The organism is Lysobacter enzymogenes (genome assembly GCF_023617245.1).
Classification (GTDB): Bacteria; Pseudomonadota; Gammaproteobacteria; order Xanthomonadales; family Xanthomonadaceae; genus Lysobacter; species Lysobacter yananisis.
This window is the reverse complement of the sequence record NZ_CP067396.1, coordinates 3970425-3992360: the sequence shown is the minus strand read 5'-3', so window position 1 is coordinate 3992360 and position 21936 is coordinate 3970425. Positions and strand designations below refer to the sequence as shown.

Annotated in this window: 20 protein-coding genes, 1 tRNA gene and 1 pseudogene; 16 read left to right on the top strand and 6 right to left on the bottom strand. The window is 69.9% G+C overall.

The features are described from left to right. Positions 1-2: 2 nt before the first annotated feature. On the top strand, positions 3-317 hold the full coding sequence (locus JHW41_RS16300; RefSeq protein WP_139381927.1) for a hypothetical protein: 315 nt from the start codon (positions 3-5) through the stop codon (positions 315-317). A gap of 148 nt (positions 318-465) precedes the next feature. Here JHW41_RS16300 and JHW41_RS16295 read toward each other — a convergent pair whose 3' ends face one another. The 3 genes from JHW41_RS16295 to parC form a co-directional block, all read right to left on the bottom strand. Beyond that, on the bottom strand, positions 466-696 hold the full coding sequence (locus tag JHW41_RS16295; RefSeq protein ID WP_250443495.1) for an XAC0095 family protein: 231 nt from the start codon (positions 694-696) through the stop codon (positions 466-468). A gap of 278 nt (positions 697-974) precedes the next feature. Next, entirely contained in the window at positions 975-1472 is a 498-nt protein-coding gene (locus tag JHW41_RS16290; RefSeq protein WP_139381929.1) for a hypothetical protein, read from the bottom strand. 116 nt (positions 1473-1588) lie between these two features. Next, complete coding sequence (gene parC, locus JHW41_RS16285) at positions 1589-3832, bottom strand: DNA topoisomerase IV subunit A (protein WP_250443493.1); 2244 nt, start codon at positions 3830-3832, stop codon at positions 1589-1591. A gap of 136 nt (positions 3833-3968) precedes the next feature. Between parC and JHW41_RS27165 the strand changes: the two genes are divergently transcribed. Then, positions 3969-4070, top strand: coding sequence for a DUF6053 domain-containing protein (locus tag JHW41_RS27165; RefSeq protein ID WP_428995556.1), 102 nt, complete (start codon positions 3969-3971; stop codon positions 4068-4070). Positions 4071-4086: 16 nt separating this feature from the next. Continuing rightward, positions 4087-4908, top strand: a complete 822-nt coding sequence (locus JHW41_RS16280) for a glutaminyl-peptide cyclotransferase (RefSeq protein WP_250443489.1) — start codon at positions 4087-4089, stop codon at positions 4906-4908. A 19-nt stretch (positions 4909-4927) separates the two neighbouring features. On the opposite strand, the gene JHW41_RS16275 is transcribed toward JHW41_RS16280, so the two are convergent. Further along, positions 4928-5494 carry a hypothetical protein gene (locus JHW41_RS16275; protein ID WP_250443486.1) on the bottom strand — a complete coding sequence of 189 codons (567 nt, stop codon included), beginning with the start codon at positions 5492-5494 and terminating at the stop codon, positions 4928-4930. A gap of 462 nt (positions 5495-5956) precedes the next feature. Here JHW41_RS16275 and JHW41_RS16270 point away from each other — a divergent pair, with 462 nt between their 5' ends. From JHW41_RS16270 to JHW41_RS16260, 3 genes are all read left to right on the top strand, one after another. Next, a complete protein-coding gene (locus JHW41_RS16270) occupies positions 5957-6661 on the top strand; it encodes a heavy metal response regulator transcription factor (protein ID WP_250443483.1) in 705 nt (234 codons plus the stop codon). Further along, entirely contained in the window at positions 6658-8061 is a 1404-nt protein-coding gene (locus JHW41_RS16265) for a heavy metal sensor histidine kinase (protein ID WP_250443479.1), read from the top strand. The genes JHW41_RS16270 and JHW41_RS16265 overlap by 4 nt, the downstream gene beginning before the upstream one ends. Before the next feature lie 323 nt (positions 8062-8384). After that, positions 8385-9446 (top strand): IS30 family transposase, encoded by a 1062-nt coding sequence (locus tag JHW41_RS16260; protein WP_057945874.1) that lies wholly within the window; start codon positions 8385-8387, stop codon positions 9444-9446. A 733-nt stretch (positions 9447-10179) separates the two neighbouring features. Here the strand turns inward: JHW41_RS16260 and rnk are convergent. Then, complete coding sequence (rnk, locus tag JHW41_RS16255) at positions 10180-10617, bottom strand: nucleoside diphosphate kinase regulator (RefSeq protein WP_057947046.1); 438 nt, start codon at positions 10615-10617, stop codon at positions 10180-10182. 356 nt (positions 10618-10973) lie between these two features. Here rnk and JHW41_RS16250 point away from each other — a divergent pair, with 356 nt between their 5' ends. The 10 genes and pseudogenes from JHW41_RS16250 (at position 10974) to JHW41_RS16205 (ending at position 21019) form a co-directional block, all read left to right on the top strand. After that, complete coding sequence (locus tag JHW41_RS16250) at positions 10974-11555, top strand: sigma-70 family RNA polymerase sigma factor (protein WP_057950045.1); 582 nt, start codon at positions 10974-10976, stop codon at positions 11553-11555. A gap of 3 nt (positions 11556-11558) precedes the next feature. After that, positions 11559-12323, top strand: coding sequence for an anti-sigma factor (locus JHW41_RS16245; RefSeq protein ID WP_250443475.1), 765 nt, complete (start codon positions 11559-11561; stop codon positions 12321-12323). A 217-nt stretch (positions 12324-12540) separates the two neighbouring features. Next, positions 12541-12625: transfer RNA gene (locus JHW41_RS16240), tRNA-Leu, on the top strand. A gap of 304 nt (positions 12626-12929) precedes the next feature. Further along, the gene (locus JHW41_RS16235; RefSeq protein WP_078999965.1) at positions 12930-13619 is read left to right on the top strand and encodes a winged helix-turn-helix domain-containing protein; all 690 of its coding nucleotides are present in this window, start codon (positions 12930-12932) and stop codon (positions 13617-13619) included. Further along, positions 13616-14983, top strand: coding sequence for an ATP-binding protein (locus JHW41_RS16230; protein WP_250443471.1), 1368 nt, complete (start codon positions 13616-13618; stop codon positions 14981-14983). The genes JHW41_RS16235 and JHW41_RS16230 overlap by 4 nt, the downstream gene beginning before the upstream one ends. A 397-nt stretch (positions 14984-15380) precedes the next feature. Next, positions 15381-15998 carry a porin family protein gene (locus tag JHW41_RS16225; RefSeq protein WP_250443469.1) on the top strand — a complete coding sequence of 206 codons (618 nt, stop codon included), beginning with the start codon at positions 15381-15383 and terminating at the stop codon, positions 15996-15998. A gap of 129 nt (positions 15999-16127) precedes the next feature. Further along, positions 16128-18011: pseudogene (asnB, locus tag JHW41_RS16220) on the top strand (asparagine synthase (glutamine-hydrolyzing)); the annotation flags it as partial. Between the two features lie 299 nt (positions 18012-18310). Beyond that, the gene (locus JHW41_RS16215; RefSeq protein ID WP_250443463.1) at positions 18311-18886 is read left to right on the top strand and encodes a DUF4189 domain-containing protein; all 576 of its coding nucleotides are present in this window, start codon (positions 18311-18313) and stop codon (positions 18884-18886) included. Between the two features lie 116 nt (positions 18887-19002). Continuing rightward, positions 19003-19911 carry a LysR family transcriptional regulator gene (locus JHW41_RS16210; RefSeq protein ID WP_078999970.1) on the top strand — a complete coding sequence of 303 codons (909 nt, stop codon included), beginning with the start codon at positions 19003-19005 and terminating at the stop codon, positions 19909-19911. A 127-nt stretch (positions 19912-20038) separates the two neighbouring features. Beyond that, positions 20039-21019, top strand: a complete 981-nt coding sequence (locus tag JHW41_RS16205) for a cyclase family protein (protein WP_250443460.1) — start codon at positions 20039-20041, stop codon at positions 21017-21019. A 68-nt stretch (positions 21020-21087) separates the two neighbouring features. On the opposite strand, the gene JHW41_RS16200 is transcribed toward JHW41_RS16205, so the two are convergent. Next, positions 21088-21564: a hypothetical protein gene (locus JHW41_RS16200; RefSeq protein ID WP_250443458.1), complete on the bottom strand. Its 477-nt coding sequence runs from the start codon at positions 21562-21564 to the stop codon at positions 21088-21090. Positions 21565-21936 lie beyond the last annotated feature (372 nt).

The following is a 21936-nucleotide window of genomic DNA, read 5'->3' as shown; positions in this document are numbered from 1 at the left end:
TAATGGAAATTGCCATATCTGTGATCCTTGCTGTGGCGTCTCTCTTTGTTTCGACTAGAGTTCGTAGTGACTTGGGGCGCTTAGGCTTTGTGGGTGGAGTTGTATTATGGGCATTTTTTGTTGTTTTTATTTATGCTGATGGGGTTGTGCGCGCCGCTATCGCCTCCGAAGGAGTGGGGAAGAATGCGTCCACACCGTTTGTGGCTGGTATATTGAAGTTGTATGGAAACTTGGAAGGCGTTGGGGTGTGTTTGCTTCTTTGTGTGGCAACGCTTGCAGTGCTGGCGATTGTTCCCAGGCCGTCTAAAGCTTCTTGATTATCTTTGTTGCTTCATGTCCGGCGATGCTTGCTGGCAAAACGCAATCTTGATTGTTTGCTCTGATCACAATAAAACAGGTGAGGCCCCGGCAGCGGGGCCTTTCTTTGTCGCCGCTCATCGCATGCTGACCATCGCGTTGAGTCCGTTATGACGCGACTAAGCTTCTCTCGATCTGCCGCGCCCACAAGCGGAACACGCAAGCGAGCGCACGGCGACGGGACTGTTCGGGCTTGCGAACGTCGGGTGAGCGCGTGGCAGGATCGATGGTATCGGCGATGCACACCAGTTCATCGTGGAACTTCTGCAGTTCCAGATAAGCATCCAGAGGCAGCACAACGCTGTCCGCGCTGAGGGCGGACGGGGATTTGCGTGGCATAAGCGGCGCTCCATTCCATGAGCCATGCAGCCGCCTGCGCGGATTCGCAGGCGGGAAGTCGGGAGGCTAGAAACCGCGCGTAAGCGGCGGGCGTATTCCCCTTGCGGGTGTTGTATTGGCCGCCCTCCCGGCGCATGACGAATACGCCGGGCGCACCTGCGAGCTGCAGGCGCAAAAAAAACCACCGGTTCTAACGGGGGCGTCACACGAGGAATTTCTAGACTCCGCGTGCGGATTGGTTCTGCACGAGAGTTGCTGTCGATAGGACAGCGTCGCATTCAGCCGGTAGCGGAGCGGTACGTCTTCTTGGCGAACAAGAACCAAATCGTCGGCCACAGATAGAACGGCAACATGTGTCCGCTGAATCCCCGGGCCTGTCGCACCACCGCCTCGCGATACTGTTGCGCGGTGAGTTCCCGGATCACGCGTCCGTGTTCCTGCAACACATACCTGCCGTCGGAAACTTCGGGCGAGCCGTTGGATACGACACTCACAAGAAAGTTGAGCCCCGCATACACGAATACTGCGATGAGCACGGCGATCGCCCACCAGGGCAGTTCGCCGGGCAGGCCGACGATGTTGCGTTGCTCCGGCGGGGTGCGGTAGGTCTGGAGCACCAACGGTGCGAATACCACCGGCAGGGCCAGCGGCAGCAGATGTACGCCGCCGGGCAGGTCCAGGGTGTAACCCCAGAACGTTCGCAGGTGCACGATCAGGCTCGCTGCGAAGCCACACAAGGCCAGCGCACCGAAAAAAGCGTCCAGATGCTTTCTCACGCGCTGGCCTCCCCGGCGATCGATACGAGATGCGAAGCTAGCGCTGCGGCATTGCGCCGAGCAGCTCGCGGCTGGGCTGGGCCGGCGTGCCGGACCGGCCGCGCACTGACGCGGCCTTACTCGACCGCCAACCCTTCCACCTTCTGCCACCCGCGCGGCAACAACCCGCCGCGGGTCGCGCGTGCGCCCAGGTACGTATCGAGATCCTTGAACGACAAACTCATCGTCCGCGCCCCCGACTTCACGCTCAGGGTCTGCCCCGGCGCCACCACCGCCACCGCGACCACGCGCTCGGTGCCGAGCTTGGCCTTGGGGATGTCGATGATCTTGTTGCCCTTGCCCTTGTCGAGTTCCGGCAGCTCCGCGACCGGGAACGCGAGCAGGTGGCCGACGTTGGTCACCGCGACCACGCGGTCTTGCTCGACGTCGCCGATCTGCGCCGGTTGCAGGACCTTGGCGTTCGGGGTCAGCGACAGCATCGCCTTGCCGGCCTTGTTGCGGCCGGTGAGGTTCTCGAAGCGGGTGACGAAGCCGTAGCCATGGGAGCTGGAGAGCACGAAGCGGTGGTCGTTGTCGCCGGCGGCCAAGGCTTGGAACGACGCGCCGGCGGCAGGCGAGAACCGCCCGGTCAGCGGCTCGCCGTTGCCGCGCGCGGACGGCAGGCCGTGGATCAGGGTCGAATAAGCGCGGCCGGTCGAATCCAGGAACGCGACCTGCTGGGTGCTGCGCCCGCGCACCGCCGCGAGCAGGCTGTCGCCGTCGCGGTAGCTCAGCGTGGACGCGTCGATCTCGTGGCCCTTGGCCGCGCGCACCCAGCCCTTTTCGCTGACCACCACGGTCATCGGTTCGCTGGCGACCAGTTCGGTTTCCGACAGCGCCTGCGCGGCGTTGCGCGAGACCAGCGGCGAGCGGCGGGCGTCGCCGAACTTCTTGGCGTCGGCCAGCAGTTCGTCCTTGATCAGCTTCTTGAGCTTGGCCTTGCTGGCGAGGGTGGCGATCAGTTGCTCGCGTTCCTTCTCCAGCTCGGCCTGCTCGCCGCGGATCTTCATCTCTTCCAGCCGCGCCAGCTGGCGCAGGCGGGTTTCCAGGATGTAGTCGGTCTGCTCTTCGCTGAGGTCGAAGCGCTTCATCAGCACCGGACGCGGTTCGTCCTCGCTGCGGATGATGCGGATGACTTCGTCGAGGTTGAGGAACGCGACCAGCAAGCCCTGCAACAGGTGCAGGCGGCGCTCGACCTTCTCCAGCCGGTGGTTCAGGCGGCGGGTGACGGTGTCGGCGCGGAAGCTCAGCCATTCGCTCAGGAACGCCTTCAGGCCCTTGACCTGCGGTCGGCCGTCCAGGCCGATGACGTTGAAGTTGACGCGGAAGCTGCGTTCCAGGTCGGTGGTCGCGAACAGGTGGCCCATCAGCTGGTCGGCGTCGACGCGGTTGGAGCGCGGCACCAGCACGATCCGGGTCGGATTGGCGTGGTCGGACTCGTCGCGGATGTCTTCCAGCCACGGCAGCTTCTTGGCCCGCATCTGGGTGGCGATCTGCTCGATCACCTTGCCCGGCGAGGTCTGGTAGGGCAGGGCGGTGATCACCAGGTTGCTGCCGTCCTTCTCGAACACGGCGCGGGCGCGCACGCTGCCGAGGCCGGTTTCGTACATCTGCAGCAGGTCGGCGCGCGGCGTGATGATCTCGGCGGCGGTCGGATAGTCCGGGCCGAGCACGTGCTCGCACAGGTCGCGGGTGGTCGCGTCCGGGTCGTCGAGCAGGCGCACGCAGGCGCTGACGACTTCGTTCAAGTTGTGCGGCGGCACGTCGGTGGCCATGCCCACGGCGATGCCGGTGGTGCCGTTGAGCAGCAGGTGCGGCAGCCGCGCCGGCATCCAGGTCGGTTCTTCCAGGGTGCCGTCGAAGTTCGGGTCCCAGTCCACCGTGCCCTGGCCGAGCTCGCCCAGCAGCACTTCGGCCAGCGGGGTCAGCTTGGACTCGGTGTAGCGCATCGCCGCGAACGACTTGGGATCGTCGGTCGAGCCGAAGTTGCCCTGGCCCTCGACCAGCGGATAGCGGTAGGAGAACGGCTGCGCCATCAACACCATCGCTTCGTAGCAGGCGCTGTCGCCGTGCGGATGGTATTTGCCGATCACGTCGCCGACGGTGCGGGCCGACTTCTTCGGCTTGGACTGGGCGTTCAGGCCCAGCTCGCTCATGGCGTAGATGATGCGGCGCTGGACCGGCTTGAGGCCGTCGCCCAGGAACGGCAGGGCGCGATCCAGGACCACGTACATCGAGTAGTCCAGGTAGGCGCGTTCGGCGTATTCGCGCAGCGGGATCTGTTCGAAGCCGTGGAACGCCGTACGTACGGAATCTGTCATCTGAAGCTGGCAACCGGGTGGGGCAGAGCCCCGGATTCTACCCGGGGACAGGTCGCAGGAGGTGCGACGGGGGTGAAGGGAGCGGCGGCCCGAGGCTCGTGTGGGAGGGGCTTCAGCCCCGAGGCTGTGGTGCCGGATCGCCGCGACCTTAGCGCAAGGCGTCGGGGCTGAAGCCCCTCCCACAACAGCCCGGCCATGCCAACCGGCGGCCTGCGCAGGCGCTATCCTCAGCGCCTGACCACCGGAACCCGCCCATGCCCCAGCGCCGTCCGTCCCCGCGTCCGCTCGCCGTCGCCGCGTTCAGCGCCGTCCTCGCCGCCGCCTGCGCGCCGAGCCCGGCCGCGCCGCGCACCGACGCGCCGGTCTATTCCTACAAGGTGGTCGCGCGCTACCCGCACGACTCGCTGGCCTTCACCCAGGGGCTGATCTGGAAGGACGGGCACCTGTACGAGAGCACCGGCCTCAACGGCCGCTCCTCGCTGCGCAAGGTCAAGCTGGAGAACGGCCAGGTGCTGCAGCGCCGCGACCTGCCGGCCGAGGTGTTCGGCGAGGGCCTGACCGACCGCGGCGAGCAGTTGCTGATGCTGACCTGGACCAACGGCAGCGGTTACGTGTTCAACCGCGGCGACTTCTCGCCCGCGGGTACGTTCGCCTATGCCGGCGAGGGTTGGGGCCTGACCCGCTCGGCCGACACCGTCTACATGAGCGACGGCAGCGCGCAGCTGCGCCTGCTCGACCCGGCCACGCTGCGCGAGCGCTCGCGCATCCGGGTCACCGACAACGGCCGCGCGGTCGACCAGCTCAACGAGCTGGAGTGGGTCAAGGGCGAGATCTACGCCAACGTCTGGCAGACCGACCTGATCGCCCGCATCGATCCCAAGACCGGCCACGTGCGCGGCTGGATCGACCTGTCCGGCCTGCTGCAAGGGCACGGCACCAGCGTGCGCGGGTCCGACGTGCTCAACGGCATCGCCTACGACGCCAAGGGCGACCGCCTGTTCGTGACCGGCAAGCTGTGGCCGAACCTGTTCCAGATCGAGCTGGTGCCGCCGGCGAAACCCGCGCCCAGGCGCTGACGCCGCCGGCGCTCGCGCCTCAGCCGCGCAGGCGGTCGCCTTCGCGCACGTAGACCGAGCCGGCGAAGCGCGGATGCGCGGCTTGCACGTCCTGCAACAGCCGGTGTTCGACGCCGAAGAAGCGCAGTATCGAATTCCACGGCTGCGCCAGCAGCTCGATCCGGCCGTCGCGGAAGAAGCACAGCTCGTCCGCGCACAGTTCCGGATCGGTGGAATGCCAGTGGTTGAAGCCGGTGCGGCCGAGCAGATACGCGGTGTAGGCGGTGAATTCGCATACCTGCAGATCGTAGGTCTCGCCGTCGATCTGCGTCGCGGGCATCGCCTGCGCCGTTTCCAGTTCCAGGGTGCGGGCGATGCCGCTGCGCAGGAAGTCCTCGCTGCCCGCGCCGACCCGGATGCCGAAACCGAAGCCGAATCCGATCCGGTCGTAGCGACCGGCCAGCACCGGCGCGAGCGCGCGCCAGGTGGCGTCGGGCAGGCGCGCCCAGGCGCGCAGGCGGCCGTCGCCGTCGAACGCCGGGTCGACCACCAAGGTGGCGTCGACCTGCCAGGGCGCGCGCTGGGAAGCGCCGGAGGCTTCGCTCATGCGCATGCCGGCGCGCGTGTTGCGCGCAGCGGCCGCCGCCGCGGCGGCGCGGGCCGGTCGAACGAGGCGGGAGACGATGGCGGGCGCATGCCCGGATGCTAACCCAGCCCGGCGCGGCGAACGGCGGCGGCGACCCCGGCGCGATGTGCAGCCGCTAACCGCGTCGCAACGATCGCGCCCGCATCGGCGCCGGCAACGGCCGGCAGCTGACGAATTTGTCAGCGCGGCGACAGCGTGGCGTAGGCCCCGGGCGCCTACAGTCCGTGCATGGTCCGCGTTCTCCCCTCGCGGGCCATGGGCGGCGTTTCCCTCCAAGGGCGCCGCCTTCCTTCTTCGCGTTGCGGGCCGCCTGCCGCCGTGCCGGCGCCCGCCCGGACGGCGCCGGACGCGAGCCGGCCCGGACGGGGTTAGGATGCCCGCAGGTCCCCGTCCACCGCCATCGCCCATGAAGCCGCACCGTCCATGAAGTTGCTGATCGTCGAGGACGAAGCCAAGACCGCCGACTACCTGCGCGACGGACTGGCCGAACAGGGCTGGAGCGTGGACGTGGCCCGCGACGGCAACAGCGGCCTGCACCTGGCGCGCGAGTTCGACTACGACGTGATCGTGCTCGACGTGATGCTGCCGGGCCTGGACGGCTTCAGCGTGCTGCGCGAACTGCGCCTGCGCAAGCAGACCCCGGTGATCATGCTGACCGCGCGCGACCGCATCGACGACCGCGTGCACGGCCTAGGCGCCGGCGCCGACGACTATCTGGTGAAACCCTTTTCCTTCATCGAACTGCTGGCGCGGCTGCAGGCGCTGGTGCGTCGCGGGCGCCAGCAGGAATCCACCGAGCTCAACATCGGCGACCTGCAGATCAACCTGCTCGCGCGCCGCGCCTTCCGCGACGGCAACCGCCTGGACCTGACCGGCAAGGAGTTCGCGTTGCTGGCGCTGCTGGCCCAGCGCCGCGGCCAGATCCTGTCCAAGACGGTGATCGCCGCGCAGGTGTGGGACATCAACTTCGACAGCAACACCAACGTGGTGGAAGTGGCGATCAAGCGCTTGCGGGCGAAGATCGACGGGCCGTTCCGCAACAAGCTGCTGCATACCGTGCGCGGCATGGGCTACGTGCTGGAGACGCGCGAGGACGAGGACGCCGCCAACGCGAGGCCGCCGGCGTGACGCCCTGGCGCGAACTGCCGATCGCCCGGCGCCTGGCGGCGATGTTCGCCGGCGCCGCGCTGCTGGTGTTCGCCCTGGTCGGCATCGCCCTGTACCAGGTGTTGCAGACCCAGATCGTGCGTTACCAGCACGCGGAGCTGGAAACCAAGCTGCGCTACGTCGCCGGCAGCGTCAACGCCTGCGAGTTGCGCGAACGCTGGCACAAGGTCGAGGACAAGGTCGACAGCCTGGTGTCGAGCGATCGCAGCACCAAGGTGTGGGCCTGGAGCGACAGCGCCTTGTTCCGGATCGGTGCGGGCGCGCCGCCGGTCGAGGCGGCGCGCGGCGCGGCCGACCGCGGCATGGGCCGCTTGTGGCTGGCCGACAGCGACGCGCCGTACCGGGTGCTGGCGCAGACGATCCCGGCCAAGGGCGAACGGCCGCCGGTGCGGATCTGGGTGGCGATCGACTCGCAGCCCTACCGCGCCGCGCTGCGCAGCTTCGCTTTCGCCCTAGTCGCGCTGGGCCTGGGCGGCGCCGCGCTGGTCGCGCTGCTCGGCCACTGGATCGCCCAGGTCGGCCTGCGCCCGCTGCAGCGCCTGTCGTCGGACGCGCAACGGCTGAGCCCGAGCAACCTGTCGCAGCGCTTGCAGCCGACCGACCTGCCGCCGGAACTCGGCCGCGTGGCGGGCGCGTTCAACGGCGCGCTCGACCGACTGGAGGCGGCCTACACCCGGTTGGAGGCCTTCAACGCCGACGTCGCCCACGAACTGCGCACCCCGCTGACCAACCTGATGGGCCAGACCCAGGTCGCGTTGCAGCGCCCGCGCGAGGCGCAGCGGTTGACCGAGGTGCTGACTTCGAACCTGGAAGAACTCGAACGCATGCGCGGCATCGTCAACGACATGCTGTTCCTGTCGCGCGCGGGGCAGGGCGACATCGCCCTGGACCGGGTGTGCGTGCCGCTGGCGGCGGAAGTGGCCAAGACCGGCGAGTTCCTCGAATACCTGTTGGAAGAAGCGGGCATGCGCCTGCGCATCGACGGCGCCGCCGACGCCTGGATCGACACCTCGCTGTTCCGCCGGGCGATGACCAACCTGCTGCACAACGCGGTGCAGCACGCCACCCCGGGCTCGGAGATCGTGGTGGAAGTGCGTTGCGGCGAGGCCGTCCCCGGCGACTGCGGCAGCGGCGCCAGCGTGGCGGTGCGCAACGAGGGCAAGTGCGTGGAACCGCAGCACCTGGTGCGGATGTTCGACCGCTTCTACCGCGTCGACGAAGCGCGCGAACACCGCGGCGAACGCCATCACGGCCTGGGCCTGTCGATCGTCAAGGCGATCGCATCGCTGCATGGCGGCAACGTATTTGCCAACAGCGGCGAGGGCCGCACGACGGTGGGCTTCAGCCTCGCGGCGCCGTAGCCGCGTTCGAATCGGCAAGACTTCGCAAGAGCCCAACGGAACACTCATCCGGCCATTCCGGCGAAAGCCGGAATCCATTTCGATCTTGCTGTTGCTGTTACAACTGCCGTTGCTAGTGCTCGCCCCCGAGCTCGATGCAGTCGTCCCGCAGCCCCGGAGGGCGTGCGCATGGATGCGCACGCGCGCCATGGGGCAGGATGCCCCTTATGGCGCGGCCCCGCGCCCCTGTCGAGCCATAGTGGCTCTTGATCCGAAAAAACAAGGCCTTTTCTTTGGTTGCTGGTCTCTAACCTCAAGTGCATCACCTCAGTGAGGCACTGTGAATGGGTCAGCAGTATTCGCATCTGAGCGCAGAAGAGCGCGGGGCCATCATGGTCTTGATCGCCCAAGGGGCGAGCGGACGGCAAATCGCCCAGACGTTGGGTCGGGCGCAAAGCACAATTGCTCGCGAGTTGCGCCGTAATGGGTTTCGGTCCCATTCGGGGCCGCCGCTGCGCGGACGCCCTCGTTTCGACCCTGGCTACGATGCGACCCGGGCGGGCCGGCGGGCCCAGCGACTGCGGCGACGGGCGCGGGTGCGCCGCAAGCTGCGACGCGACACCGTGCTGTGGCGACGCGTGCGCTATTGGCTGGAACGGTGCTGGTCGCCGCAACAGATTGCCGACAAACTGCGGGATCTGTACCCGGACCGGCCCTGGCTGCGCGTGTCGCACGAAACGATCTATACCGCGATTTATGCGATGCCGCGCGGCGAATTGCGCCGCCAGGTGACCCGTCTGCTGCGGCAGGGGCGCAAGTCCGGCCGCCGCACGCGCCAGGGAAGCGACGCCCGCGGCCATCTGCCGGATCTGCCCAACATCCGCCTGCGGCCGCCGGCCGCGCATGAGCGCCTGATGCCGGGGCATTGGGAGGGCGACCTGATCGTGGGCGCGCACAACCGCTCGGCGATTGGGGTATTGGTCTGCCGCCGCACCTTGTACGTCAAGCTGGTCAAGCTCGCCGACGCGACCGCGCACACGGTGCTGGAGGCCTTCAGCTCGGCGTTCGAAGGCGTGCCGGAAAGTTTGAAGAAGACCTTGACCTACGACCAGGGCAAGGAAATGGCATCGCATCGGCAGTTGAGCGAACGCACTGGTTTAGCGATCTACTTCGCCGACCCCCATAGCCCGTGGCAACGCGGAACCTGCGAAAACACCAACGGCTTGTTGCGGCAATACTTTCCCAAGGGCACCGATCTGTCGGTGCATTCTGCGCAGCGCCTCAAAGAGGTGGCGTGGGAAATGAACAACCGCCCCCGCCGTAGCCTGGGCAGGCGCTCGCCCGTCGAGGTGCTCTATGAGGAACTCAAAAACCCGCGGGCGCAGGGTGATGCACTTGGACATTGACTCCGCCGTTACTTTCTTTGTGGCTTCAGACAAAGAAAGTGACCCGGCCGCTTGCGGACGGAAGCCCTTGATCTTCGCTTGTCGTCACAAGTAGGCACACGCAAAGACGAACCCCACCGCGGCACGCCCCCTGTAGGAGCGGCGCAAGCCGCGACCGCGCCATCGCATTTGCGGCGAAAGTTTCATCGTAGTTGCGTTGTCGCGGTCGCGGCTCGCGCCGCTCCTACAGTCGGATACGCATCCTCACGGCCGTCATTCCGGCGAAAGCCGGAACCCATGTTGACGTTGCTGCTGCTTTCGCCGTTACCGATATTTCGCGCGACGACAAGCGAACATCAAAAGCTTTCGTCCGCAAGCGGCCGAGCTACTTTCTTTTGTCAGCGCGACAAAAGAAAGTAGCCAAAGAAAAACGCTTGTTTAAGGGCAAAAGCCACCAAGTCCAGCGCCTTGCGCGGGGCTGCGCCATAAGGGACATCCTGTCCCATGGCGCACGCGCGCATTCATGCGCGCGCCCTTCGGGGCTGCGGAACGTGGGCCTCGGTTGGGGCTGCGTCCAAGCCAAGAGCAACGGCAACGGCAAACGCAACGGCAAAATGGATTCCGGCTTTCGCCGGAATGACGAGGTGCGAGGAGGCGGGAGAAAGGGCGGAACCAGGGGCGGAACCAGGCAGCGGAACCGCATCGCGTCGATCGGATCGCGGCGCGCGCGATCCGCAAACCGCCGCCCCACGCCTCAGCGATGCAGATCGCCCGACGCTTCCGGCTGATAGCGCAGCCCCAACACCCGCAAGGACGCGGTCCGGCCGCCCGGCAGCGGCCAATCGATCCGCGCGCCCACGCGCAGGCCGAGCAGGGCGGTGCCCACCGGGGCCAGGATCGAGATGCGTCCCGCGCCGCCGTCGGCGTCGCGCGGATAGACCAGCGCGGCTTCGTGTTCCTCGCCGCTGGCCTCGTCGATGAAGCGGATCACCGAGTTCATGGTGATCACGTCGTCCGGCATCTGCGCCGGCTCGCGCAGTTGCGCGCGTTCGAGTTCGCGGCGCAGGCCGCTGGTGTCCAGGCCGGCGGCCTGCGGGGTGTCCAACAGTTCTTCCAGTCGTTCGCAATCCAGGCGCGAGACGATCAGCGGCGGCGGCAGGCCGGAGGGGTGGGGCAGGTGGCGGTCGTTCATCGCAGGCTCCAAAGCAAGAGCGGGCGGCGCACGCGCGCCGCCCGCGAAGGATGTGGCCGGACCATAGCTCGCGGCCGCGCGCGCTTCAAGCCGCGCGCGCCGCGGCCGCGGCGCTGCATCCGCGGGCCGCGCCGGACCGTATCGATCTGCAACCCCGGCCGCGCCCGCCGCTCGACTCCGCCATGCCCCTTGTGTCCGCCGCCTGCCGCCCGTTGCCGAGCCCGAGCCCGTTCGCGGCCGGCTTCGGCGCGGCCGCGGCGGCGCCGGACGGTCGTGCGGATTTGCCGAATCCGCTGGCAAGCTGGCTAGAATCCCCGCATTCGCGCGCCGTTGCGGCGCGCATCACCGAGGCGCAGATGACCGAATCCACGGCCACGCAGTCCGGACTACCCGCTGCCGGCGACGACGCGGCCGCGCAATTGCTCGGCGCGATCGCGCGCGGCGACCGCGCCGCGTTCGAGCGGCTCTACCGCGACACCTCCGCGCGCCTGTTCGGCGTGTGCCTGCGCCTGCTGCCCGAGCGCGCCGAGGCCGAGGACGTGCTGCAGGAGGTCTACGCCACGGTCTGGCGCAAGGCCGGCCAGTTCGACGCCGGCCGCGCCAGCGCCGCGGTGTGGCTGGCGATGATCGCGCGCAACAAGGCCATCGACCGTCTGCGCGCGATGCCGGCGCTGCGGCGCGCGCCGCTGGAACTGTCGGAGGAACTCGCCGACGCCGCGCCCACGCCCGCGGCGCAGGCCGAGCGCCTGGACGAACGCGAACGCCTGCGGCGTTGCCTGGACGAGCTCGACGCGCGTCGCCGCGATCTGATCCGCACCGCGTTCTTCGAAGGCTGCACCTACGAGGAACTGGCCCAGCGCAGCGGCTCGCCGTTGGGCAGCGTCAAGAGCTGGATCAGGCGCGGCCTGATCCAGCTGCGCGCCTGCCTGGAGCGCTGAGCCATGGACATCCGCGAACACGATATCGACCGCGAGCCGCCCGGCGCCGATGTGCAGGCAGGCGAGTATGTGCTCGGCGTTTTGGACGAGCGCGAACGCCGGCTGGCGGAATTGCGCGTGGAAACCGATCCGGCGTTCGCCCGCCTGGTCGGCGACTGGCAGCGCCGCCTGGCCGCGCTGATCGAGGAGATCGAACCGGTCGCCGCGCCCGCGCAGCTGTGGCCGCGCCTGCGCGTGCGCCTGGGCTGGTCGCCGGTGCAGAGCGAACGGCCGCGCGGGCTGTGGCACAGCGCCGGTTTCTGGCGCGGCGCCGCCGCCGCGGCCGCGGCGGCGGCGGTGGTGGCGTGGTGGAGCGGCCGCGCGCCGGCGCCGGGCCCGGTCGCGCCGCCGGTCGCGGTCGCGCCGTCGCCGCAGGTGATCGAGCACCAGCCGGCGTTCCCGGTGACCCGCCTGGCCCGCGACGACGGCAGCGCCGGCTGGCTGGCCTCGATCGACCTGCGCCACGCCAAGGTCATGACCATGGCGGTGCCGACGCCGGAAGACCCGCAGGGCCGCGTCGCCGAGCTGTGGCTGATTCCGAAGGGCGAGGCGCCGCGTTCGCTGGGCCTGATCTCGACCGAGTGGGCCGATTCGCTGAAGGTCTCGCCGGAGGCGCTGTCCAAGCTCGCCGCCGGCGCGACCCTGGCGATCACCCTGGAGCCGCCGGGCGGCGCGCCGCACGGGGTGCCGACCGGGCCGATCGTGGCCAAGGGCAACATCGCGTTGTGATGCGCGCGGGCGCCCGGGCCCGCGCGCGTCGCCTGCGCGCCCGTCGGCGCGCGGGCGCGAGCGGCCCGCGAAGGGCGGCGCGACGGCGGTCCGGGGATGCGATGGCGTGCGCTGCGGGCTGCAAAAAAAATTTCAAATAACCGTTGACAGTCGAGTCGCCGCAACGCAACATACGCCTCCTCGCAGCGGCGCCGGTTCATCGGCAACGACGCGGAAGGCCCAGGTGGCGGAATTGGTAGACGCACTAGTTTCAGGTACTAGCGGGTAAAACCGTGGAGGTTCGAGTCCTCTCCTGGGCACCACTACATAGCTTCGACGCATCGCGACGAAGCGCAACGAGAACCCCGCGAAAGCGGGGTTTTTCGTTTCCGGCGCCGGCGGGTCCGACGCCGCGGGCCCAGCCTGAACGAGGCGGGCGCAACCAGTCAGGTCTCCGACTTCCGGCTGAAGCGGCGGCGCCGGCGAGCGGGTCAACTGTCGACGGGCGGGCAATACTTGACCGCTTAGCGCACGCTCCGGCCCCGGCCCGACCCGGTCCGGCCCCAGGGGCCGCAGCGCGAGGCGCGCCCGCGACGCGGGCGCGTCCGGACTCCCAGCTCCGTGGTTATGACCGACATCCTGCTCATCGAAGACGACGAACGCCTCGGCTCGCTGGTGGCCCATTACCTGGGCAAGCACGGCTACGACGTCGCCCTGGAAACCGACGGCGCGCGCGCGGTCGCCGCGATCCTGGAACTGCAACCGGCGGTGGTGCTGCTGGACGTGTCGCTGCCCGGCCAGGACGGGTTCGAGATCTGCCGGGCGGTGCGTTCGCGCTACGCCGGGGTGATCTGCATGCTCACCGCGCGCACCGACGACATCGACCAGGTGCTGGGGCTGGAACTGGGCGCGGACGACTACATCGGCAAGCCGATCGAACCGCGCGTGTTGTTGGCGCGGCTGCGCGCGCACCTGCGCCGCGACCACGCCGCGCGCCACGGCGGCAAGGTGATGCGCTTCGGCCAGTTGCGCATCGACTGCGAGACCCGCGAGGCGACCCTGCGCGAGAGCCGCATCGACCTGACCACGGCCGAGTTCGACTTGTTGGTGTTGCTGGCCGGCCGCGCCGGCCAGATCCTCAGCCGCGACGACCTGCTGCAGACCTTGCGCGGCATCCAGTTCGACGGCCTGGACCGCTCCATCGATGCGCGCATCTCGCGCCTGCGGCGCAAGCTCGGCGATCTCGCCGAGGAACCCGAGCGGATCAAGACCGTGCGCGGCAAGGGTTACCTGTTCAACCGGGCCGCGTGGGAATGAGCGCGCCGGGCTGGACCGCCACGCTGGTGCGGCGATGGTGGCCGCGCCGGCCGGCGCCGGCGCGGCACGGCCACTTCGGCCTGTTCGTGCGCTATTACCTGATCGTGGTGCTGATCTACGCGGTGGTCGTGGTCGGCGGCATCTCGGCGTGGCTGTGCATCACCGACGAGAACAGCCGCGCTTACGGCGAGGCGCAACTGCGCGGCACCCATTACCTGATCGAACAGCGCTACCTGGAGACGCCGCGCGAGGACTGGCCGGCGCTGGGGCGCGAGCTCAGCGAACGCTTCGCCTACCCGGTGCGGCTGGCGTCGCTGGCGGAACTGCGCGAGAGCCTGACCGCGCGCGAATGGCAGCGCCTGCAGCGCGGCGACGTGGTGATGGAGAGCGAGGACGAGGCCTACACCTACCAGCGCCTGCCCGGCACCGACCAGGCCGTGGCGCTGGGCGATTTCGACGATGTGATGGTGCAGGGCGTGCCGTGGAGCGAACTGGATCTGATCGATTCGATCGTGATCCTAGCGATGTACTTCCTCGCCATCGCGCTGCCGCTGTATTTCCTGGTCTACCGTTTCTGGCGCGACCTGCGCCGCCTGCGCACCACCGCCGAGGCGTTGAGCGCGGGCGAACTGGACGCGCGCGCGCCGGAGGTGACCACGCAGTTGGTCAACCCGCTGGGCCACGCGCTCAACCACATGGCCGGGCAGGTGCAGCAGGTGCTGGAGAGCCAGCGCATCCTGGCCCAGGCGGTGGCGCACGAGATCCGCACGCCGCTGGCGCGCATGCGCTTCGGCCTGGAGATGTTGGAACAGGCCGGCGGCGACGACGAACGCGCGCACCTGCGCGAGGGCCTGGAGACCGACATCCAGCGCCTGGAGCACCTGGCCGCGCACAGCGTGGCCTATGCGCGGATCGGGCGCATGGTCGGGATCGAACGCGAGCCGGTGCCGGTGGCCGCGTTGCTGGCCGACCTGGCCGATGTGTTCGAACCCGAGCCGCCGCTGATGCTGAGTTTCGACGGCGGCGGCGTGGACTGCCTGCCGGCCAACCGCGAAGCGCTGGAACTGGCCTTGCGCAATCTCATCGCCAACGCCCTGCGCCATGCGCGCATGCGCGTGGCGGTGAGCGTGGCGCGCGCCGGCGACGGCTACGCGCTGCAGGTCGACGACGACGGCGAGGGCGTGCCCGAAGCCGATCGCGAGCGCGTGTTCCAACCCTTCGCCCAGTTGCGCAAGCACCCGGAAGGCTTCGGCCTGGGGCTGGCGCTGGTGCGGGTGATCGCGGAAAAGCACGGCGGCCGCGCCAGCGTCGCCGATTCGGCGCTGGGCGGCGCGAGTTTCCGCATCGATCTGCCGGCGCAGTAAGCGCAGCGGAATGTTTCGACGGCATCCTGCGCTGCGCTGGCGAGTAGCGCCGGCGGGCTGCGGCCTGCGCGAGAACGCACGGATTCGGATAGTCTGGTCGCGCACAGGCTCGACGTCGATGTCGGCATCGGCATCGGCATCGGCCTCGGCTTCGCGCCAGCGCGTCCGGGCCGGAGCCGTACGACCCGCGCGCGAGTTCGATTGCGCCGTCGGTCGATCCTCGCTGCGGGCGTTCGCGCTTGCGGCCCCGATCCTCGATCGCCGCCGCCCCACGGCCCGGTAACACTCCGTTACCGAGCGTCGCCGGTGGTCACGCGCGCACCCAGATACTGCAACTGACGCCGCGCTTGCCTGCGCCGAACATGGCTCCGTCCCCACACGACGGAGTTCCACCCGCATGCAACGTACGCTGTCCGCGCTCGCCGCCGCCGCGATCGCCTTCACCCTGTCCACCGCCGCAAACGCCCAGGGCGCCGGCGAACGCGAGGGCTTCTACGCCTACGGCGGCGTCGGCGCCGCGACCACCCAATGGGACGCCAAGCGTTCCGCGCTGCCGGCAGGGCAGAAGCGCAGCCAGGACAAGGGCAGCACCAGCTTCGTGCTCGGCGGCGGCTATCGCTTCAACCGCTACTTCGCCGTGGAAGGCTCCTACCACGACCTGTTCGGCGAGGTCAGCCGCCGCGGCCTGGGCGACTACGACACCCGTTCGCTGCAGCTCAGCGCGCTCGGCATCCTGCCGATCGGCGAGCGTTTCGAGATCTTCGGCAAGGCCTCCGTCGGCCGCGCGCGCAACGAGTTCACCCCGGTGCGCGGCGCCGTCGGCCTGGGCAAGGCCAGCGAAACCGTCAACATCGCCGCGCTCGGCGTCGGCGCGAACTACCACTTCACCGACCAGTTCGCCCTGCGCCTGGACGTGACCGGGCTGAGCAAGGCCGACAGCGCGTTCCGCCGCAAGGCCGGCGCCGACGACATCAAGACCGGCGAAGCCACCTTGAGCGTGATGTACCGCTTCTGACCCGCCCCGTCGGCGCGAGCGGGCCGCCTCCGCTCGCGCCGCGACCGACCCTGCCGAGCCCACGACCATGACCACGACGCCGTCGATGCCGTTTCGCACTCGCGCCCGCCGCCTCGCGGGCAGGCCCGCATGAGCGGCCTGGCCGGACTCTGGCGCGCGCAGCCGGATTGGGAAGACGATCGCCTGCGCTATTGCATGCGCTCGATGATCCACGCGCTGCATCACCGCGGCCCGCGCGCGCATGCGCTGTGGAGCGACTGCGCCGCCGGCGTCGCCTTGGCCCATTGCCGCGAGCGCGACGGCCTGGCCCAGCCGGTGGCCAGCGCCGACGGCCGCTACCTGCTGAGCCTGGACGGCGCGCTGTACGCGCGCGAAGCGCTGCACCGCGAGCTGGTCGCGCTGGACGCGGTCGACGCGCACGCCGGCGACGCCGAACTGATGCTCGCCGCGATCGTGCGCTGGGGCCTGCGCCGCGCGCTGAGCCGCTGCGACGGCGCGTTCGCGCTGAGCCTGTGGGACCGGCAGGAACGCCAGCTGTGGCTGGCCCGCGACCGGATCGGCGAGCGGCCGCTGTACTACGGCTGGATCGACGGCGACTTCGCCTACGGCTCCGAACTCAAGGCGTTGCACCGCCATCCCGGCTTCGACGCGCCGGTCGACCGCGATGCGCTGAGCCTGCTGCTGCGCTACGACTACATTCCCGCGCCGTTCTCGATCCATCGCGGCGTGTTCAAGCTCGCTCCCGGCGGCGTGCTGCGCATGACCGCGCAGGCGCTGCGCGCCGGCGCCGGCGCGCACCGGCCCGCGCACGACGTCCAGACCTACTGGTGCGCGCGCCAGCGCATGACCGAGGCGGTCGAACTGCGCGGCGACATCGGCGCCGACGAAGCCGTCGACCAGCTGGAAATCCTGCTGCAACAGGCGGTGTCCGCGCGCATGCGCGCGCCGGCCGCGGTCGGCGCGTTCCTGTCCGGCGGCACCGATTCCTCGCTGGTGACGGCGATGATGCAGGCGCAGTCGTCCACGCCGGTCGACAGCTACGCGATCGGCTTCGACGACGACCGCCACGACGAGAGCGACTGGGCGCGCGCGGTGGCGCGCGCGCTGGGCACCCGCCACACCGAGCACCGCGTCGGCGGTCGCGAGGCGCTGGAGGCGATCGACCGGTTGCCGCAGGTGTGGTGCGAGCCGTTCGCCGATTCCTCGCAGGTGCCGACCCTGATCGCCAGCGAGCTGGTCGCGCGGCGCACGCCGGTGGCGCTGACCGGCGACGGCGGCGACGAACTGTTCTTCGGACACTCGGCCTATTGCCGCGCGTTGCGCAACGCGCGCTGGAACCAGCGCCTGCCGGCGTCGCTGCGGCGGCTGGCGCCGCGCCGCGGCGGCGATGAGGCCGAGCGCGCGCGCCTGGGCGGGTTCGGCGCGCTGTGGGCGGAGCTGCGCGCGCAGACGGTCGAGGACCACTACCTGCAGCGCGTTTCGCGCTGGCGCGACCCCGCCGCGGCGGTGCCGGGCGCGCGCGAGCCGGCGACGGCGTTCCTCGATCCGCAGGCCTACCTGCCGGTCGGCGACGCGGCCGACCGGGTGCAGTTCCTGGATTTCCGCATGGACCTGCCCAACGGCATCCTGACCAAGATCGACCGCGCCGGCAGCGCCTGCGGCCTGGAGACGCGCTCGCCGCTGCTGGACCGCAGCGTGATCGAGTTCGCCTGGTCGCTGCCGACCGCGCTCAAGCACCATCGCGGCGAGCAGAAGTACGTGCTCAAGCGCCTGCTCGAACGCTATCTGCCGCACAAGCTGATCTACCGGCCCAAGACCGGTTTCGGCGCGCCGGTCGCGCGCTGGCTGCGCGGGCCGCTGCGCGAGTGGGCCGAGGGCCTGCTGGACGAATCGCGCCTGCGCCGCGAAGGCCATTTCGACCCGCGCGCGATCCGCGCGGTGTGGACCGGGTTCCAGGCCGGCGAGCGCAAGTGGCACACCCATCTGTGGAACGTGCTGATGTTCCAGGCTTGGCTGGAGCGGCACCGCTTCGCCGCCGAGCCGATGCCGGCGGCGGTCGCGCTCGATGCGGTGGTCGAACAGGTCGCGCCGGCGCGGGCGCGGCTCGCGGCGCTGGAGAGCGCCGCCGGCTGACGCGGCGCTTTGCGCTTCGGCCGCGTGCTTCGGCCGCTTGCGGCGACGGCGCGCCGATAGCGGATCGCGCTTGCGACGAGGGTCGTATCGGCGTGCCGATGATCTATGCGTGCCGTCGGTTCTCACTGAGCGTGCCGATTCGGTGAGGATCGTTCGCACCCACTGATGTTCGAATCCGCATGCGCGCATCGCGCGCTTGTCGCGGCGATTTTTCCGGTGCTAGCGTTCGGGCGAAACCTCGCCGGACAGGCTGTGTTCGATCCCGGCGCGCGCGAAGGCGGGGCTCGCTCGGGGAGTCGGACATGAAGCAAATCCACTACGCCGCGTGGGCGCTGATGCTGCTGTTCGCGGCGGGCGCGCATGCGCAGGACTGCGCAGGCGCTCGCGCGCGGAACGATCCCGGCTGCGCGCGCAGCCCTGTCGCGCGCGTCGCGCATTGGGAAAGCCGCTGGGGCGCGTTCGCGCTCGACGAAGCCGCCGGACTGGGCGCGGCGAGCGGCGAACGCAGCAAGCCGTCGGCCGAACGCGCGGCGCTGGCGGCGTGCAAGCGCAAGGGCGGCCGCAAGTGCGCGCTGATGCTGAGCTTCGCCGACCAGTGCGGGGCGCTGATCGCGGCCGACCGGGGATCGAGCGTCGCGGTTTCGCCGACGGCGCAGGCGGCGACCGAACTGGGACTGTCGATCTGCAGGCGCGGCGGGCTCAGCGGTTGCCGGCCCTATCACGCGCAATGCAGCCCGGCGCAGTGGGTGGAGTGAGCGCGCCGGCGCCGCTCGCGCAGCGGCGGCGACGCGTGCGAGATCGCGCCGCCCGGCTGGCCGCGCCGGCCCGCCGGCGGCATCATGGCCGGCCCTCATCGCACGACCGCCGCCGCATGGACTCCCTCGCCCTGATGCGCAGTTTCCGCCGGGTGGTCGAACTCGGCAGCTTCGCCCGCGCCGCCGACGATCTGGCCCTGTCGGCGGCCGGCCTGAGCAAGCAGGTGCGGCAGCTGGAAGCGCGCCTGGGCACGGTGCTGCTGCAGCGGACCACCCGGCGCATGAGCCTGACCGACGGCGGCCGGCTGTATTACGCCGAATGCTGCCGCCTGCTCGACGAGATCGACGCGCTGGAACAGCGCATGCGTGCAGGCTCCGAACGCGTGGACGGCCTGCTGCGGATCAACGCGCCGCTGTCGTTCGGGCTGTGCGTGCTGTCGCCGCTGCTGAGCCGGTTCCTGGCCGCGCATCCGCACCTGCGCCTGGATCTGGCGCTGGACGACCGCGTCGTCGATCTGGTCGGCGAGGGCTTCGACGTGGCGGTGCGCTTGCGTTCGGAGCTGGAGGATTCCAGCCTGGTCGCGCGCCGCCTGGGCCAGGTCGAACAACTGCTGTGCGCGGCGCCGTCCTACCTGCAGCGCCACGGCGAGCCGCGCACGCCGCAGGAACTGTGCGGGCACGCGCTGCTGGGCTACAGCCTGTCGCAGTCGCCGCGCGCGTGGCAGCTGCAGGGCGCCGATGGCGCCAGCGAATTCACCCTGCCGGCGCCGCGGGTGGCGGCCAACAACAGCCTGTTGCTGCGCGACCTGCTGGTCGACGGTCACGGCGTGGGCAGCCTGCCGGCGTTCGTGGCCGCGCCGGCGATCGCCGCCGACCGCCTGCGCGAACTGTTGCCGCGCCATCGCCAGCCGCCGCGTCACGTGCACGCGGTCTACGCCACCGGCCGCCTGCTGCCGGCCAAGGTGCGCGCCTTCGTCGATTTCCTCGGCGACGAACTGCCGGCCGCGCTGGCCGCGGATTGCTGAGCGCCAGCGAACAGTCCCTGCACCCGGCGCGGCTGTTTCGCCCGCGCCGCGGCGCCCATGCTGTTTGCACGCGGCCAAGGCGCCGCCCGATCCGCGCCGCACCGGCGCGAACGCATGGAGATTCCCGATGAACGTCCCCCGCAGCCTCGCCGCCGTCGCGCTGGCGCTGGCCCTGTCCCCGCTCGCGTCCGCCTCCGCCGCCGAAGTCGGCCGCAGCCCCTGGGGCGCCGACGACCAGATCGGCCGGCTCAACCTGATCACCGAACAGTCGCGCGCGGCCGTGCTCGGCCGCCTGCGCGGCGGCAAGGTCTACGATCTGGCCACCGAGTACTTCATCGGCATGCCGAGCTGGCAAGCGGCCGGCGATCCGCACTACCAGTTCTGGATGACCCACACCCCGCGCGGCACCCGGGTCGACGATCCGATGCAGGTCGGCGCAGCGATGAACGCCCACACCAGCTACACCGGCAGCGCGTTCTCGATGTACAGCCACACCGGCACCCATATCGACGCGCTCAACCACTTCGGCGTCGGCGGGCGGATCTGGAACGGTTTCGAAGCCGACCGGCACCTCGGCGACCGCGGCTGGAACAAGGCCGGGATCGAGAAATTCCCGCCGCTGGTCGCGCGCGGGGTGATGCTCGACATCGCCGCGGCCAAGGGCGTGGACATGCTGCCCGACCAGTACCGCATCACCCGCCAGGACCTGCGCGAAGCGCTGGACAAGCAGAAGACCCAGTTGCAGCGCGGCGACATCGTGCTGATCCGCACCGGCCGGATGAAGCTGTTCGAGCGAGCCGACGCCTATATCGCCCAGCCGCCGGGCCTGGGCATCGACGCGGCGCGCTATCTGGTCGAAGAAGCTGGGGCGATGGTGCTCGGCGCCGACAATCTGAGCCTGGAAACCTTCCCGTCGGAAGTGCAGGGCGAGTACGTGCCGCTGCACACCTACCTGCTGGCGCAGCACGGCGTGCCGATCATCGAGCTGATCGCGCTGGACGAACTTTCGCGCGACCGCGTCTACGAGTTCGCCTTCATCGGCGGGCCGCTGAAGATCCGCGGCGGCGACGCGGCGCCGTTGCGGCCGATCGCGATCCCGCTGCGCTGAGCTTCGACGGCGCGGCGCGACATCGCGGGGCCGCCGTGGGCCCCGCGATGTCGTGTCCGCGCGAACGCTTACTGCGGGCAGGATTCCTGCAGCTCGTAGTACTGCAGTTCCGACGGCGCCACGCCCCAGCCGCTGCCCTGGACCAGGCCGGCGGCATCGGCGTAGGACAGGTTGATGCTCACGCCGGGAAAGTCGCCGACGCTGAGGGTGGCGGAGAGGCTCTTGGCGCCGGCGGTGGCGTTGTAGGCGTCCACCGCGGTCTTGAACCGCGACAGCGCCACCGAGTTGCTGGTGAAGGTGCGCAGCGAGCTCAGATCCAGCGCGAACGCGTACTGCACGTTGGTCGGGCCGTAGCGGTTGACCGCGCTCGGCACGACGATGGGCTTGCTGCTCCAGTAGTGGTTGATCACGCGCAGGTTGCAGGTGCCGGCCTGGGGGAACCCGGTCGGCGCGTTGAGGCGGCCGAGCGAGGTCCAGCCGGAGGCGAGGGCGCCGTGGCTGGCCAAGGCCAGCGCGCAGAACAGGGCGAAACGCTTGAGGTTCATGAGACTCCTTGTCGGAACTGGGGAAGGGCGCGCCGTGTCGCCGGCGACGCCCGCCGCGGTCGCGCAGCGATCCGTCGGCGCGCCCATTAACGCTTGCGCGCGTCTTGCAGGGTCGGACGCGATCGGAGTGCGGCGCGCCGGCGATCGGGCCGGGCGCGGCGTCCGTCGGCGCCGGCCAGGGCGGCGGCATCGGCGCTTGTGCGAAGCGAGCCTGGCCGCGGCGGCCAGCGGACATTGCAGAATCGGCGATGCGGGCGTCCGCCGCACGACCGCGCCGCGACACGCGGCCGCGGCATGGCGACGGTCGTCGCGATAACGCGCGCGGCCCCGCGTTTTCTGCGCCTGTCAGACCCGCGCGCGTCTCGCTCCCGA